Source organism: Nocardia sp. NPDC005745, assembly GCF_040630775.1.
GTDB lineage: Bacteria > Actinomycetota > Actinomycetes > Mycobacteriales > Mycobacteriaceae > Nocardia.
This window is the reverse complement of the sequence record NZ_JBEXYF010000017.1, coordinates 123,768-138,422: the sequence shown is the minus strand read 5'-3', so window position 1 is coordinate 138,422 and position 14,655 is coordinate 123,768. Positions and strand designations below refer to the sequence as shown.

The following is a 14,655-nucleotide window of genomic DNA, read 5'->3' as shown; positions in this document are numbered from 1 at the left end:
AGACCCGCTCCACCTGAGGAGATCCCATAGTGAACACGGCGGATGGGCAAGTCGGTCTGCGGGCAGCTCTGGAGCATTCCCGCAGCGACGAGGGACTGGTGAGGCTTGGCGCCATCTCCGAGTTGAGTGCCCTGATCTTCGATGCTCAGGCGCGCAAGCGTCTTGTGGAGATGCTGGACGATGACGTGGTCACGATGCAGATCGAAGCCGCCGAGGCTCTGGTGCGGTATGGCGGGCAGGAGGGCCTGCTGTCGGTTCTGGAAGAACTTGGTCGGCGAGACGACGGTGATGTCGATTACATCGCATACCGACTGAGCGATCTGGACAACTTGGGTGAGTTTCCGGTTTTGCAGACCGCAGCCTCCATTGCTGAATCAGACATATCGCCCGATGCGCGACGCGGTCTGAAAGATCTGCATGATGTCATGGGGAGATGAGAGGATGTGGGGGCCGCCCGAGGTGCGCTACTCGAGGGGATTTCATAGTGGACACCAGTGAATCCGATACTGATCTGTCGTCGGTATTGCGCGCTCCCGGAGTAGTGATAATGCTATAAGGATCGAAGCGATACCTGATCTCGGGCGAAACATTCGCTTCAGCAGTGCGCGACAACGGCTGCAAGAGGTGATGCTCGATGACGAGATCGTGACCATTCGAGTCGACGCGGCCGAGCAACTCGTCCGCACCGGAGGGGAAGACGGCTTGCTGGCGGTTTTGGCCGAATTGGGTCGGCGACGAAACGATCCTGACATCGACTACATCGCTTATATGCTGAGCGAGCTCGAAAACTTCGGGGAGTTTCCGGTCCTTCGCAATGCTCTGGCTATCGATCAGTCCAGATTGTCGCTCGACGCGAAATCAGGTCTGAGTAACCTGCGGAAATTAGTGTATCCGGTCCGGCCTGCGGCACCGGACGAGATTCCGTGATAGGAGCAGCGTGGACTTAGGGCGTGTGCTGGGGGATTCGTACTCGGCGGACTGGAAGGTGCGTGAGGGTGCGGCCACCGAACTCGGGAAATTGCTTCCGTCGGAGCAAGTGATCGAACGACTCGCTGAACTTCTCGGTGACGATGATATGGCGGTAGAACTGGAGGCGGCCGAGGTTCTGGCTCGTTTCGGTGGCCGAGCCGGACTTGTGGCCATCCTGGGAGAGTTGGGAAGACGTGTCGACGATCCCGATTCCGACTATATCGTCTACCGTCTACAAGAGTTGCAAATCAACGATCTCATACCGATCTTGCAGGATTCTCGCGAGATCTCGAGCCAGCCGCCTTCGTCTGATGTAAGCGCGGGAATCAATCAACTCGAGCAGCTTTTCGGATACTTGGTTCCGAAGAGTGGATAGGATGCGATCGGCACTGCATCTTGGTGCGGTTCCGGGTAGTTTGCACATTCCTGGTCTGTACCTCGACGACAGCTACGTCCTCGATGTCATCGTGCGGCCCGCCGAAGTGTTTTCCCTCGAAGCGGTGCTGACGCCGGAGCATTCGATGTATCATGCCCCCGAAGGTGAGGAGCAATACTGCATCTGCGTTGGTTGCTATGGGATCTGCGGCGCACAGGCGGGTCAGTGATGGTTCATCTGCCGTGATCGAGAAGTTGGAGAACTTCCTTTTATACAACGTCTCGGATGACTGGGCTCCGATCGGCGAGTTCGACGGGACGATCGAGAAAATTGCTGCGGAAGAATACTCGCGCACTTACGTCCTCGATGTCATCCGAGAATTAGCGAACGAAGGACACATCGAGTTCGGGGCTTTCTTTTCCTGGGGGTGGCAAGGGGTGGGAACCCTGGAATGTTGGTATCGAGGAAGCAATCAGGCAGATTTCGGACGGATATGATGGGGTGCCTGGATACCTGAGAATTCCTGATGACGAGATCGGCTCCAGCGAGATCTTCAGGGCGAGGATAACCGAAAGTGGCAGACGGCGGTTGCGGGAGCTGGGCGATCCGTACGAGAACTATGGTGATCCTTGGGCGGACGATCCCTACTTGCATGCGTGAGAAGTGGGTTGTGCCACTCCTCATTCGCCGCGAGTGGCACACCATCGAGGGGTCTACTCGCGTTTCGCCGCAGCCGTGTGCCACTCGCGGGGGATCGGCCGGGTGGGCGGCGTGGCGGTGAAGTGTTGAGCCCGGCGGCGGGTGCGGCCGGGCTCGATGGGTTCTCAGCTGTGGTGGAAATCGCCGTCTTTGGCTGCGGACAGGAAGGTGTCCCAGGCGGTGGGGGTGAACGTCAGGGCCGGGCCGGTCGGGTTCTTGGAGTCGCGCATGCCTACCGTGCCGTCGTTCAGGTGGGCGACCTCTACGCACTGGCCGTTGGACTCGCTGAAGCTGCTCTTGAACCAGGTTGCTCCGGATAGGTCAGCGGTCACCGTCAAAACTCCTTGCTACCCGGCGGAGCAGGTCTCGCGTGGTTCTTTCATCCAGGGCCGTCTCTCGGATGGCATCGGCCATTTCAGTGTAACGCTGCACCAATTCGGGCCTTTCCAAGTAGAGATCACTGCTCATCCCGCCGTCGAGATAGACGACCGGCGGTTCGATCGGTCTTCCCCTGCTGTCGGTACCGAAGTTCAGGAGTACGAATGAGCCGTGCAAGATGCCGCGCGTATATCCGGCTGAGTACGGGTGGATGCGCAGAGTGACGTTCGGCCGTGTGCTGACATCGGCCAGGTATCGATGTTGCGCGGCCATCACTTTCGGGCCGCCGACGACCCGGTAGAGCGCTGATTCATCGAGAAGCACGTGAAGTTCGACCGGGCGTGTCTTGCGAGTGACGGCGACCTGCCTGTTGAGGCGAAGCCGTACTCGTTGCTCGATCTCCTCGTTGAGACCGTCGTGCAGGAAAGCGCCGATCAGAGCACGGGCATAGTCGGCCGTTTGGAGCAATCCAGGCACCTGCACCGCGTAGGACGTGAGCCGCTGGGCCGACCGCTCCATGCCGACGTACATGTTGAACGCATCCGAGAACAAACCGCCGAGCGGAGTGACGCCGTCCTCGTCACGCGCCGTCGCCGCGCGCGACGCCAGCCCCACCGCCTGTTCGGTCTGCTCGGCGTTCACCTCGTAGAGCGTGCACAGCTCCCGCACGTCCTGGCGGCGCGGCTTCACCGCCCGTCCGGTTTCCAAGCGTTGTAGCCCGTTGAAGCTGAGTTGAACTTCCTTCGCGGCTATGGCGATCGTCAGGCCGCAGCCTTCACGCGCTTCGCGCAGAAATCTGCCGAGCTGGCGGCGCAGCAGCGTCGGCGACTCGACTTCGGTCATCGGCTTTCCCCCCCAGGTGAATGAATCCAACACTCGCTACCTGGAGCGACAGCTATATCGACGGTTTGACTCGCTTCCGGCACGTTGGGCCGCCCGACTCGGGGCGTGCCACCGACGACTTGAACACCTGGGTGGCGCGCTTCGCCGCCGCTTGCGCTCGCGCAGCAGAGGACGCTACCGCCTTCGAGCTTCGGGCTGCCGAGCTGCAGGAATCGTGGCGAGATCGGGTGGCGCCGGTGCGGGCGAACTCCGCGCTGGACCTCCTGCTCGGCAAGCTCGTCGGAGCCCCGATTCTCACCGTCGCGACAGCGGCGGCGCTGATCGGCCGCAGTTTTCCCGCCACGAACGCCGCCGTCGAACGCTTGACCAAGGCCGGCATCCTGCGCCAGCTCACCGTTGGCCGCCGCAACAGGGCATTCGAGTCCCCCGAGGCGATCACCGCGTTCACCGCACTGGAACGGCGTCTTGCCAGCCCGGTCGGAGACACGCGGACATCGGATCCGACCCGCCCAGTGCCGTCGAATAGCACTCCGGAATACCACCCGTTGGCTTGACCCAGCCGCCAGTCGGTTCTGTCACCGATCAGCTCGGCACGGTCTTCCGTGAAGACTGGGGACACGGTGTGGAGAAATGTGGGTCCTTCGCGAGGCGCGTCAGCCGAGAGGTGTACTCGTCGCGTTTCGCCGCAGCCATATGCCACCCGCGGAGGACGGGGCGGCATATCGGCTTACCCCAGAAAGGTCAGAACTCCAACTCCGACCACGGGATGTGGATCGGGAACGGGGAGTCGATGGTGATCGCGTCGGAATCGCTCGGTGACCACTTGCCGATCAGGAGGTAGTTCGTCGGATATAGCGGGTGTACGCCGGGTGGAAGCTTGCCGGGGGTGGTTTCCAGGGCGTAGGCGCGAACCATCGCCACCGCGCTCTTCCTACGCGCGAGCGTCACCTCCCAATACCAGGGGATGCCCGCATCGGCGTAGCGCCTCTGCTCGTCGAAAGGATCGATCTCGATGGTCGCCGGAGAATGAACTCGGCTCACGAGTAGCACGTCTCGAGCGCGGATGTCCTGGTAGGGGGCGTCGAGGCGGCGGTAGACGAGGACGTCGGGGGTGGCGAAGTCCGACTTGCCGGTCGTGCCGAAGAAGACGTTGGTTTCGAAATCCACGCGCCACCAGCTTTGTGGCTGCTCGGCCATGCCATCGCGTGCGCAGCGCTTGAGCGCGCCGGTCAGCGCGAAGGTGAGCGCTTGCTGTTCGGCGGGTCCCCGCTGTCGCCGGACGACGCGCCCGTTCCGCAGTTCGATCTGTGCTGCGATCTCCTCGGGTAGCTGCTCGAACTCCTCCCAGGTCATGAACTCCGGGAGGTCGGGTCGTTCGAGGCCTGAGCTGGACATAGCCTCATGCTAGACCGGCGGCAGCTCATTTCCGCTGGTCACAAACCGGATGAAACGCCGTGCTCACAGACCCGGATTTTGCCCCGGTGAACCCCTTGCCTACACTAGAGCGGTTGCCTGGGCACCTCCATGCCCGCATGCGTGCGCCCGGGCGATCGAACCTCCTCCGGTCGGCAAGTGTCGGCCGGACCATCCGAATTGTCGTAGGCCCACCGCTGGGCATGCCGATGTGCATGTGAGCGCTGTATGGGAACCGCGGCGAGAAAGGTGTCTAGGTCGAACCATGACCATGACTGATCCGATCGCAGACTTCCTGACACGTCTGCGCAACGCCAACTCGGCGTACCACGATCAGGTGAAGGCTCCGCACTCGAAGCTCAAGGCGAACATCGCCGAGATCCTCAAGCGCGAGGGCTACATCGCCGACTACCGGACCGAGGACGCACAGGTGGGCAAGACGCTCATCGTCGACCTCAAGTACGGCCCGAGCCGCGAGCGCAGCCTCGCAGGCGTGCGCCGTGTCTCCAAGCCCGGTCTGCGCGTGTACGCGAAATCCACCAATCTGCCCAAGGTGCTCGGCGGCCTCGGCGTGGCGATCATCTCCACGTCCTCCGGCCTGCTGACCGACAAGCAGGCGGCCAAGCAGGGCGTGGGCGGCGAAGTCCTCGCTTACGTCTGGTAAGGGAGCAGGGACTATGTCGCGTATTGGTAAGAAGCCCATCGCCCTTCCGGCCGGTGTGGATGTGACCATCGACGGCCAGGACATCTCGGTGAAGGGGCCCAAGGGCACCCTGTCGCTCACCGTCGCCGAGCCGATCACCGTCGCCAAGGGCGAGGACGGCCAGCTCGAGATCGCCCGCCCGGACGACGAGCGCCGCAGCCGCGCACTGCACGGCCTGACCCGCACCCTCGTGTCGAACATGGTTGTCGGCGTGACCCAGGGCTACGAGAAGAAGATGGAAATCTTCGGCGTCGGTTACCGCGTCGCGCTGAAGGGCCAGAACCTCGAGTTCGCCCTCGGCTACAGCCACCCGGTGCCGATCGAGGCGCCCGAGGGCATCACGTTCGCGGTGGAATCGCCCACCAAGTTCTCCGTGTCCGGAATCGACAAGCAGAAGGTCGGCCAGATTTCGGCGGTCATCCACGGCCTGCGCAAGCCCGACCCGTACAAGGGCAAGGGCATCCGCTACGCCGGCGAGGTCGTTCGCCGCAAGGTCGGAAAGACGGGTAAGTGATCATGGCGCAAACCGAAAACCAGAAGGCCAAGCGCATCCCCCTGGGCAAGGACGTGTCGACCCAGCGCCGTCTGTCGAAGACGCGCCGTCACTTCCGTCTGCGCAAGAAGGTGGAAGGAACCACCGAGCGTCCGCGCCTGGTGGTCAACCGCTCCTCGCGGCACCTGCACGCGCAGCTGGTGGACGACTCGGCGGGCAAGACCATCGCCGCCGCCTCGACCATCGAAGCCGACGTGCGGGCGCTGGACGGCGACAAGTCGGCCAAGAGCAAGAAGGTCGGCGCCCTGCTGGCCGAGCGGGCCAAGGCCGCCGGTGTCGAGGCCGTCGTGTTCGACCGTGGTGGCCACGACTACCACGGCCGGATCGCCGCACTGGCCGATGCCGCTCGCGAAGGTGGGTTGAAATTCTGATGATCGTCAACAAGAACGGAAGGAACGTCTGATGCCGGGACGTCAGAGGCGTGACGGCGGAAGCGGACCCGCCGGACAGAATGGCAGCGCCCCCGAGGGCGGCCGCGGCGACCGTCGCGGTGGTGGCGACCGTCGCGGCGGCGGCGACCGTCGCGACAACGCCGCCGAGAAGAACCAACTCGAGCGGGTCGTCGCGATCAACCGCGTCTCCAAGGTCGTGAAGGGTGGTCGGCGCTTCAGCTTCACCGCCCTGGTGATCGTCGGTGACGGCAACGGTCTGGTCGGCGTCGGCTACGGCAAGGCCAAGGAAGTTCCCGCGGCCATCCAGAAGGGTGTCGAAGAGGCTCGCAAGAACTTCTTCCGCGTCCCGATGATCGGCTCCACCATCACGCACCCGGTTCAGGGTGAGGCGGCCGCCGGTGTGGTCATGCTGCGTCCGGCCTCGCCGGGTACCGGTGTGATCGCCGGTGGCGCGGCTCGTGCCGTGCTGGAATGCGCCGGTATCCACGACATTCTGGCGAAGTCGCTCGGTAGCGACAACGCCATCAACGTCGTGCACGCGACTGTCACTGCCCTCAAGCAGCTGCAGCGTCCCGAAGAGGTCGCGGCTCGCCGTGGCCTGCCGCTCGAGGACGTCGCCCCTGCCGGCATGCTGCGTGCGCGCGCTCAGGCTGCCGGAGGTGTCAAGTAATGGCAGATCTCAAGGTGACCCAGATCAAGAGTTCGATCGGCGCCAAGCAGAATCAGCGGGACAGCCTTCGGACCCTCGGTCTGCGCGGTATCCGCAAGACCGTGGTCCGCGAGGACAATGCCCAGAACCGCGGGCTGATCAACGTCGTGCGCCACCTCGTGACCGTTGAGGAGGTCTGACATGACCATCAAATTGCACCACCTGCGTCCGGCTCCCGGCGCCAAGACCGAGAAGATCCGTGTGGGTCGCGGTGAGGGCTCCAAGGGCAAGACCGCGGGCCGTGGTACCAAGGGCACCAAGGCGCGCAAGAATGTCCCGGCCGCCTTCGAGGGCGGGCAGATGCCGCTGCACATGCGGTTGCCCAAGCTGAAGGGCTTCACGAACCCGTTCCGCACGGAATACCAGGTCGTGAACGTCGGCGCCATCGCGAAGCTGTTCCCCGAGGGCGGCGAGGTCGGCAAGGCCGAGCTCGTGGCGGCCGGCGCGGTTCGCAAGAACCAGCTGGTCAAGGTCCTCGGCGATGGTGAGATCGGCGTCGCGGTCCAGGTGACCGTGGACAAGGTCACCGGCTCGGCGAAAGAGAAGATCACCGCCGCCGGTGGCACCGTCACCGAGCTGGGCTGACGGTACTCTGCATGACAGCGGCACCGGACGAGTGAACGGCTCGTCCGGTGCCACTGTTAGAGTTCAATTGTTGTCTGCCAAGCCTCGTCGTGGTTTTCGGCGTCCCTTCTGTGTCGAGCAGGGACATCGCTGAACATCCATGTCATGACCATGTCGTTCGCCAGGAGGATCAGTGCTTTCCGCCTTCGTATCGGCCTTCCGGACTCCGGACTTACGGCGGAAGATTCTCTTCACGCTGGGGTTGATCGCGTTGTACCGGCTGGGTGCCTCGCTGCCGTCCCCCGGCGTCGACTACAAGGCTGTCCAGGAGTGTATCGACCTGGTCTCCGGTGGTGAATCGGGCGGCATCTACCAGCTGATCAACCTGTTCTCCGGTGGTGCGCTGCTGCAGCTGTCGGTCTTCGCGATCGGCATCATGCCCTACATCACCGCGAGCATCATCATCCAGCTGCTCACCGTCGTCATCCCGCGGTTCGAGGAACTGCGTAAGGAAGGCCAAGCAGGCCAGACGAAGATGACGCAGTACACCCGATATCTGGCGGTCGCCTTGGCGATCCTGCAGGCCACCGGTCTGGTCGCACTGGCGGCCCGCGGTCAGCTGCTGCAGGGCTGCCAGAAGGACATCCTGGCCGACACCAGCATCTTCGGCATGATCATCATCGTGCTCGTGATGACCGCGGGCGCTTCGCTGGTGATGTGGTTCGGCGAGCAGATCACCGAGCGCGGCATCGGCAACGGTATGTCCCTGCTGATCTTCGCCGGTATCGCCGCCCGCATCCCGAGCGAGGGCAAGGCGATCCTGGACAGCCGGGGCGGTCTGGTATTCGGCCTGGTGTGCGTCGCCGCGCTGGCGATCGTCTCAGCGGTGATCTTCGTCGAGCAGGGCCAGCGCCGGATTCCGGTGCAGTACGCGAAGCGTGTGGTCGGCCGCAAGATGTACGGCGGCTCCTCGACCTACCTGCCGCTGAAGGTGAATCAGGCGGGCGTCATCCCGGTCATCTTCGCCTCGTCGCTGCTGTATCTGCCGAACCTGGTGGCGCAGCTGACGGGGGCGCAGAACAACCAGAACCCGAGCTGGTGGCAGGAGATCATCCAGAAATACCTGGTGAACCCGGGCAACCCGGTGTACATCGCGATCTACTTCAGTCTGATCGTGTTCTTCACCTACTTCTACGTCGCGATCACCTTCAACCCGGAGGAGCGCGCCGACGAGATGAAGAAGTTCGGTGGCTTCATTCCGGGCTACCGGCCCGGCAAGCCGACCGCCGACTATCTCAACTTCGTCCTGAGCCGTATCACCCTCCCCGGCTCGATCTATCTCGGTCTGGTCGCTGTGCTGCCGAACCTGTTCCTCGACATCGGCGCTTCCGGTGGTACCCAGAACCTTCCGTTCGGCGGTACCGCGGTGCTGATCATGGTGAGCGTCGGTTTGGACACCGTGAAGCAGATCGAGAGCCAGCTGATGAATCGAAATTACGAAGGGTTCCTCAAGTGAGAGTTGTACTGCTCGGTCCGCCGGGCGCCGGTAAAGGCACCCAGGCTGTCCTGCTGTCGGAGAAGCTGGGCGTTCCGCACATCTCCACCGGGGACCTGTTCCGCGCGAATATCAGCCAGCAGACGCCGTTGGGCCGCGAGGCGCAGAAGTACATGGACGCGGGCGACCTGGTGCCCAGCGATGTGACCAACCGCATGGTGGAGGCGCGGGTCAACGAGCCCGATGCCGCCAACGGGTTCGTACTCGACGGATACCCGCGCACGGTGGATCAGGCCGATGCGCTGGAGAAGATCCTCGAGAACATGAACACCCAGCTCGACGCGGTGCTGCGCTTCGTCGTGCCGGAGGACACCGTGGTCGAGCGGATGCTCGCCCGTGGCCGCACCGATGACAACGAAGGTGTGATCCGCAACCGCCTGCGGGTGTACCGCGAAGAGACCGAACCGCTGCTGGAGCACTACGACGGCCTGGTCGTCTCGGTGGACGGTGTCGGCGAGGTCGATGACGTCAACGCGCGGGCACTTCGCGCGCTGGGCCACTGAGTCGGCTCACGATGGAGCGCTGAGGCGGGATGGTCTTCAACCGCAAGAAGAAGGTCGTGCCGTTCCGGACGGCAGGCGAACTGGATGCCATGGCGGCGGCCGGCGCGATCGTCGGCCGCGCCCTGGTCGCCGTGCGCGCGGCCGCCAAGCCCGGGGTCTCCACCCTGGAACTGGACGAGGTCGCCGAGCAGGTGATCCGGGACGCGGGCGCGGTGCCGTCGTTCAAGGGCTACCACGGCTTCCCCGCGTCGATCTGCGCATCGGTCAACGATCGCGTGGTGCACGGGATCCCGACGGCGGAGGAGATCCTCACCGAAGGCGACCTGGTCTCCATCGACTGCGGGGCGATTCTCGACGGCTGGCACGGTGATTCGGCCTGGACCTTCGGTGTGGGCACGATCATCGAGGCCGACCGCCTGCTCAGCGAGGCGACCAAGTCGTCGATGGAAGCGGGAATCGCGGCGATGCTGCCCGGTAACCGGCTGACCGACGTTTCGCACGCGATCGAGCTGGGCACCCGGGCGGCCGAGAAGGAGCACGGGCGCGCCTACGGCATCGTCGACGGCTACGGTGGGCACGCCATCGGCCGCGAGATGCACCTCGACCCGTTCCTCGCCAACGAAGGCGAGCCGGGTAAGGGCCCGAAGCTCGTCGTGGGGTCGGTGCTCGCGATCGAGCCGATGCTCACGCTCGGCACCACCCAGACGAAGGTGCTCGACGACGACTGGACCGTGGTCACCGTGGACGGTAGTCGTGCGGCACATTGGGAGCACACTGTCGCCGTCACGGAGGACGGACCCCGGATCCTGACGCTGCGTCCGGAGTAGCGCACGGTGGGCGGCCGTCGGGCGGCCCGGTTCGGTAACACTGCGCGGCGAGGAAACGAGCCGCACCGACGCCAGGCTTCCTGGTCGATCTCGCCGCGTCGCCGCGTGCCGGCACCTTGCGCCGACACGCCCACCGGGCGATACCCAGCTTTCGCTGGATCGGTGACGTCGTTCCTTGCACCCGCGTCCTGCGCGTTGAGCCGAAGCGGTGGGCCCTGGGCGGTGCCCGTGCGAGGTGGAACGGTTACTTTCTCCTTGGTTCGATACTGTTTTGAACGATGCCGTCAGCGTATGGCCGTGCGGGTGGCGCGGACGTGAGTAGGCCGCTACTCGAATTGGCTTGGCGCGCGCCGCAGTTCGATGCGGTCGGGCCCGTTCGTCGCGTCCGCATGGGAGACGGAAGCGTTGTGGCCTGGGCGTTTCGTCTGCGTAAGTAGCCGTTCAGTCCGCGGCGCGCAGGGTGGGTCGCAGTACCGAAGTGACGATGGGCAGGTCGAATTCGCCCTCTGCTGTCTCCGGCTGTCTCCGCAGGTAGTCCATGATCCGGTCGAGCAATTCGGCCCGTTCCTCGGGCGGGATCACCAATGTGTGCGATTGCGTGCCGATCGTCGACGTCAGGGACTCGGCTGTGCGCCGATGCCGATGCGGGAACGTCGATCGTTCGAACTCGTGCTCATCGAACAGCGGGTGCGTGGGCAGAACGATTTGTCCGCTCGGTGGCTGGGCCGCAGACACGCTCGACCGGTCGACCTCTTGCAGCCCGGCGACCCACTTCACCGAGTCGTCGGCGGTATTCCACAGGGCCGCGAGAACGCCGCCCGGCCGCAGCACCCGGAGGAACTCCGGGTAGGCGCGGTCCAAGTCGAACCAGTGGAACGCCTGGCCGGCGATGATGGCGTCCACCGAATAATTCGGGAGCGGGATGGCTTCGGCTGTACCGGTGTGCGCGGTGACGTCCGGGAACCGGCGGATCAGTTCGGCGAGCATGTGCGTGTCGGGTTTCACCGCGATCACCGACGCACCTACGGCGAGAAGACCGCGGGTCAGTTTGCCGGTGCCCGCGCCGAGATCGAGGACGACCGGTGGTCTCCGATCGGCGACGTGAGCCAGAGCCCAGCGGATGGCCGCGGCCGGATAGTCGGGCCGGTGCTGCGCGTAGGCCGCGGCACGGGCGCCGAAGGAACCCGCCCTCCTGTTGTGCAGGGCGCGCCTCATCGGCGTGGTCGTCCGGACTCCCCATCCGTCCCAGCTTACGGATGGGGAGCCGCGGCGGAACCTACGATGCGCCGGGGAGTCTGCGCACGCCGGCGCAGACCTCGGCGGCCAGGTCGTCGTATCCGACGGCCAGCTCGGCCAGGCGCTGCCAGGCGTCCCACAGATCCCATTCCGAGGCACTGGCCAGCGCCGCATAGGCGTTCGCGGTGAACTGGGCCAGCCGGTCGATCACGGCGCCGACGGTCTCGGTGTGCACGTGTGCCGCGCCGTGGGCGGGCGGCAGCTGCACCGTGATCCAGCGATCTATGTCACGAATCAAGCTCGCGCGCAACGCGTCTATCTCGTCGAGCGAGTCTTGTGCCGCGCCGAGCCTGCGTTCGTGCAACGTGGTGAGTTCGTGCGCACTGCGCAGCAGCGGATTGCTCTCCGGCAGTTCGCCTCGGCAGGCTTGCAGCACTTGATGTTTGGCGGGCAGTGCCCCGGTCGTCATCGTGCAGCCGTTCTCGTGCAGAAACGGACGGTTTCGACGATGGACGAGCCGGAAGGCCGGAAACCGTTCTGCGGAGCCACGATCCAGTGCCGGTAGTCGGAGTCGGCAGCGGCGGGGGAGGGCAGGGCGATCTCACCGCCGCTGGGCACGATCGAGACGTTCAGGCGGAACAGCTCGGCGAACAGCCGGACGTCGTCGGGTAGATCGGGGCGGGTCAGAAAGGTCCACCGTTTGGACCGGACGTGCGAGATGATCGGACCCAGAGCGATTCGTCGATGGGTGAGATCGTCGCGCACTCGCTGCCCCAATGCGGCGGGCATCGTGATCGCGCCGACGAATCCGGCGCGTAAGACGATTCGGCCGATCTCCGGATGAACTCCGGCGGGCAGGTCGCAGGTGTGTCGATAGAAGGCGCATCGGGCGGTCGGGGTGTCCGCCAACGCCAGTTGGTCCATGGGGCCCTCGGGTAGCTTCGGGTGACTTTTTCCAAGCCGCTCGGACAGTACTGCGGCATCGGTGCTGCGATCCGGTACACCGTGCGAGCGTTGTTTCAGTAGAGCACTCCATGGAGCGGATCAAACATTCCGTTCAATTAGTTCTCCAAAAATTCGTTTGCGTGCTGGTTACCGGCGGGTGCGGTGACCGGCCGGGGGTGCGGCACAGCTCCCCGTTCACTTCGGCGTACGCATTACCTGGTCAAATGACCTGTGGTGATGCGGGGGTCGGAGCGCCGGGTATTTTGTTCACCGCCGCTGCGGACGCATGTGCTACCTTGCCGCAAATCCGCGCCGCGACAGGCGTATCCGGAGCCTCAGGGTGTCGTACGGAAGAACAGCACGCGGTCGCCGTGCTCGGACAGCGGCGTGTCGACACTGATCTGGCGCAGGCCGCAGTCCGGCAGATAGGTGAGGTTGGCGAACACCTTGGTGTTGCCGAAGGCCGCGCGCAGCTTGCTCTCGGTCGCCCGGTCGGGGTTGTACAGAGCCAGCGTCTCGAAGTTCAGTGGCGCGAGCGGTTTCTCGAGGGGCGCCTGCCCGGCCGGACGGCCGAGCGCGGCGTACTGGGTGGCCGCGCCGTGCTCGTACCAGCACAGCTCGTAGGCCACGTTCTCGGTGACCGTGATCGCCGCGACCGGCCAGTCCTGGGACAGGCGCAGCGCCAGCGGGTTTTTCGCCACCGGCGTGAGTTCCCAGTTCAGGCTCATGACCGTGATCCAGCCGCCGTAGGGCTGGTCGATCAGCACGATGTCGTCACCGAGGGTGGGGGAGGTGTTCAGCTCGGGCTCGCGGATCTTCCACTTCGACTCGTGCGTACCGAGGTAACTCTCCCGGTCGAGGGGGTAGGCGTCGTCGACGGCATAGGCCGCGATGATCGCGGCGCGCACCTGGGCTATGGCGTCCCGGGCAGGCAAGTACACGCTCAGCGCGCCGAAGGTGGAGCCGATCTGCACGGGCGTGGCCGGCTGATCCTGTTCGGTACCGGGCGCGAGCGGGCGCAGGCCGACCAGGGCCAGCTTCCAGTTGATCTCCTCGACGGTCGACAGGTCGCCGGAGGATTTGAACATGACCTGCTGCTGGGTGAGCCGTCCCGCCTGTTCCAGTGTGCGGCAGCCCAGTTCCACCAGCGCCCGGTGCGATTTCGGGGTGAGATCGAGGTCCTGGATACCGCACGCGCGCAGCCGGATCGACATGGTGGTCGAGGTGAACGCGGCGTACCGCTCCCGGTACATGGCGATGGCCTGCTTGCGCGACCGGCCGACCATGAGCGTCCGCAGCAGCGTGCTCAAACTGGCCAGGTACTTGCCGGACAGTTCCGGGTTCGCCGCAGCCAAGGCGGCGCGGATGCGGGCCGCCGCCTCCGTCGCGCCCACGGCGGCATCCTGGTCCAGCCTGCCCAGCCAGACGCCGCATTTGGACAGACCGTCGGCGCACGGGCCCGCGACCTCGGGATGCTCTCGCGCCACTTGACGGTAGACGTCACAGGCACGACGGATCGTCGTGGTGGCCAGTTCCCTGCGGCCGCTGTGCCGTGCCGCCTGCTCGAAGGAGCGCAGGGCGTCGTTCAACTCACCCGCCAGGCGGGCGGTCAGCACTTGGCCCCTGGACAGCAGGCGCAAGCGGATCGCCACCGCTTCCTCGGCGGGCGCCAGCGCCTCCCGCGTGCGATCGCGCATCGAACCATTGGTCTTGGTGGCGATCAGTCCCTTGGCGAGTTCGCCGAGGGAAGTGGCCAAGCGCAATTCGGATTCGACCGTACGGTCGAGTGCCGCATACCGATCCGCGGCGATCTGGCGCTCCATCGCGTCCAGATCCATCGCGCTCCTCGTTTCCAGCATGATCCTCCGCCAACGCGCGGCAACCGCGCAACATAACCTTCTGCGCACCGAGTTTGTCACGCTTGCCGCCCGCGCGCACCTGTATCCGGCCAGGCAGGCGGGGTCGTTCGGCGGACCGCCACCCGTGCGGC

Annotated in this window: 22 protein-coding genes; 15 read left to right on the top strand and 7 right to left on the bottom strand. The window is 64.9% G+C overall.

Annotated features, from left to right (window positions below):
* The first annotated feature begins 29 nt into the window (after positions 1–29).
* The 5 genes from ABZ420_RS19785 (at position 30) to ABZ420_RS19765 (ending at position 1,842) form a co-directional block, all read left to right on the top strand.
* Complete coding sequence (locus ABZ420_RS19785) at positions 30–437, top strand: HEAT repeat domain-containing protein (protein WP_357124529.1); 408 nt, start codon at positions 30–32, stop codon at positions 435–437.
* A 187-nt stretch (positions 438–624) separates the two neighbouring features.
* The gene (locus ABZ420_RS19780; protein ID WP_357124526.1) at positions 625–927 is read left to right on the top strand and encodes a hypothetical protein; all 303 of its coding nucleotides are present in this window, start codon (positions 625–627) and stop codon (positions 925–927) included.
* A gap of 10 nt (positions 928–937) precedes the next feature.
* Positions 938–1,345: a HEAT repeat domain-containing protein gene (locus tag ABZ420_RS19775; protein ID WP_357124523.1), complete on the top strand. Its 408-nt coding sequence runs from the start codon at positions 938–940 to the stop codon at positions 1,343–1,345.
* A gap of 1 nt (position 1,346) precedes the next feature.
* On the top strand, positions 1,347–1,574 hold the full coding sequence (locus ABZ420_RS19770; RefSeq protein ID WP_357124520.1) for a hypothetical protein: 228 nt from the start codon (positions 1,347–1,349) through the stop codon (positions 1,572–1,574).
* 13 nt (positions 1,575–1,587) lie between these two features.
* A complete protein-coding gene (locus ABZ420_RS19765) occupies positions 1,588–1,842 on the top strand; it encodes a hypothetical protein (protein WP_357124517.1) in 255 nt (84 codons plus the stop codon).
* Positions 1,843–2,169: 327 nt separating this feature from the next.
* On the opposite strand, the gene ABZ420_RS19760 is transcribed toward ABZ420_RS19765, so the two are convergent.
* Complete coding sequence (locus ABZ420_RS19760; RefSeq protein WP_357124514.1) at positions 2,170–2,376, bottom strand: DUF397 domain-containing protein; 207 nt, start codon at positions 2,374–2,376, stop codon at positions 2,170–2,172.
* Positions 2,366–3,265 carry a helix-turn-helix transcriptional regulator gene (locus tag ABZ420_RS19755; protein ID WP_357124511.1) on the bottom strand — a complete coding sequence of 300 codons (900 nt, stop codon included), beginning with the start codon at positions 3,263–3,265 and terminating at the stop codon, positions 2,366–2,368. The genes ABZ420_RS19760 and ABZ420_RS19755 overlap by 11 nt, the downstream gene beginning before the upstream one ends.
* A 20-nt stretch (positions 3,266–3,285) precedes the next feature.
* Here ABZ420_RS19755 and ABZ420_RS19750 point away from each other — a divergent pair, with 20 nt between their 5' ends.
* On the top strand, positions 3,286–3,819 hold the full coding sequence (locus tag ABZ420_RS19750) for a hypothetical protein (protein WP_357124508.1): 534 nt from the start codon (positions 3,286–3,288) through the stop codon (positions 3,817–3,819).
* Positions 3,820–4,006: 187 nt separating this feature from the next.
* On the opposite strand, the gene ABZ420_RS19745 is transcribed toward ABZ420_RS19750, so the two are convergent.
* On the bottom strand, positions 4,007–4,660 hold the full coding sequence (locus ABZ420_RS19745; RefSeq protein WP_357124505.1) for a Uma2 family endonuclease: 654 nt from the start codon (positions 4,658–4,660) through the stop codon (positions 4,007–4,009).
* Positions 4,661–4,943: 283 nt separating this feature from the next.
* Here ABZ420_RS19745 and rpsH point away from each other — a divergent pair, with 283 nt between their 5' ends.
* The 9 genes from rpsH (at position 4,944) to map (ending at position 10,484) form a co-directional block, all read left to right on the top strand.
* Positions 4,944–5,342 (top strand): 30S ribosomal protein S8, encoded by a 399-nt coding sequence (gene rpsH, locus ABZ420_RS19740; RefSeq protein WP_039795549.1) that lies wholly within the window; start codon positions 4,944–4,946, stop codon positions 5,340–5,342.
* Between the two features lie 13 nt (positions 5,343–5,355).
* Positions 5,356–5,895 (top strand): 50S ribosomal protein L6, encoded by a 540-nt coding sequence (gene rplF, locus ABZ420_RS19735; protein WP_357124502.1) that lies wholly within the window; start codon positions 5,356–5,358, stop codon positions 5,893–5,895.
* A 2-nt stretch (positions 5,896–5,897) separates the two neighbouring features.
* Positions 5,898–6,305, top strand: a complete 408-nt coding sequence (rplR, locus tag ABZ420_RS19730) for a 50S ribosomal protein L18 (protein ID WP_051174870.1) — start codon at positions 5,898–5,900, stop codon at positions 6,303–6,305.
* Between the two features lie 31 nt (positions 6,306–6,336).
* Positions 6,337–6,996: a 30S ribosomal protein S5 gene (gene rpsE, locus ABZ420_RS19725; RefSeq protein ID WP_039795557.1), complete on the top strand. Its 660-nt coding sequence runs from the start codon at positions 6,337–6,339 to the stop codon at positions 6,994–6,996.
* A complete protein-coding gene (rpmD, locus tag ABZ420_RS19720) occupies positions 6,996–7,175 on the top strand; it encodes a 50S ribosomal protein L30 (protein ID WP_040864898.1) in 180 nt (59 codons plus the stop codon). The genes rpsE and rpmD overlap by 1 nt, the downstream gene beginning before the upstream one ends.
* Before the next feature lies 1 nt (position 7,176).
* On the top strand, positions 7,177–7,620 hold the full coding sequence (gene rplO, locus ABZ420_RS19715; protein WP_051168540.1) for a 50S ribosomal protein L15: 444 nt from the start codon (positions 7,177–7,179) through the stop codon (positions 7,618–7,620).
* 172 nt (positions 7,621–7,792) lie between these two features.
* The gene (secY, locus tag ABZ420_RS19710; protein WP_357124499.1) at positions 7,793–9,115 is read left to right on the top strand and encodes a preprotein translocase subunit SecY; all 1,323 of its coding nucleotides are present in this window, start codon (positions 7,793–7,795) and stop codon (positions 9,113–9,115) included.
* Positions 9,112–9,657 (top strand): adenylate kinase, encoded by a 546-nt coding sequence (locus tag ABZ420_RS19705; protein WP_357124496.1) that lies wholly within the window; start codon positions 9,112–9,114, stop codon positions 9,655–9,657. Before secY ends, ABZ420_RS19705 begins: the two co-directional genes overlap by 4 nt.
* 29 nt (positions 9,658–9,686) lie before the next feature.
* A complete protein-coding gene (gene map, locus ABZ420_RS19700) occupies positions 9,687–10,484 on the top strand; it encodes a type I methionyl aminopeptidase (RefSeq protein ID WP_357044460.1) in 798 nt (265 codons plus the stop codon).
* Between the two features lie 441 nt (positions 10,485–10,925).
* On the opposite strand, the gene ABZ420_RS19695 is transcribed toward map, so the two are convergent.
* The 4 genes from ABZ420_RS19695 to ABZ420_RS19680 all read right to left on the bottom strand — a co-directional run bounded on the left by ABZ420_RS19695 (position 10,926) and on the right by ABZ420_RS19680 (position 14,524).
* Positions 10,926–11,699 (bottom strand): class I SAM-dependent methyltransferase, encoded by a 774-nt coding sequence (locus tag ABZ420_RS19695; RefSeq protein WP_357124493.1) that lies wholly within the window; start codon positions 11,697–11,699, stop codon positions 10,926–10,928.
* Positions 11,700–11,760: 61 nt separating this feature from the next.
* Positions 11,761–12,189, bottom strand: a complete 429-nt coding sequence (locus tag ABZ420_RS19690) for a DUF4254 domain-containing protein (protein ID WP_040864902.1) — start codon at positions 12,187–12,189, stop codon at positions 11,761–11,763.
* Complete coding sequence (locus ABZ420_RS19685) at positions 12,186–12,644, bottom strand: DNA-directed RNA polymerase subunit beta (protein ID WP_357124490.1); 459 nt, start codon at positions 12,642–12,644, stop codon at positions 12,186–12,188. The genes ABZ420_RS19690 and ABZ420_RS19685 overlap by 4 nt, the downstream gene beginning before the upstream one ends.
* Positions 12,645–13,000: 356 nt before the next feature.
* Complete coding sequence (locus ABZ420_RS19680; protein WP_357124487.1) at positions 13,001–14,524, bottom strand: hypothetical protein; 1,524 nt, start codon at positions 14,522–14,524, stop codon at positions 13,001–13,003.
* Positions 14,525–14,655: the final 131 nt, after the last annotated feature.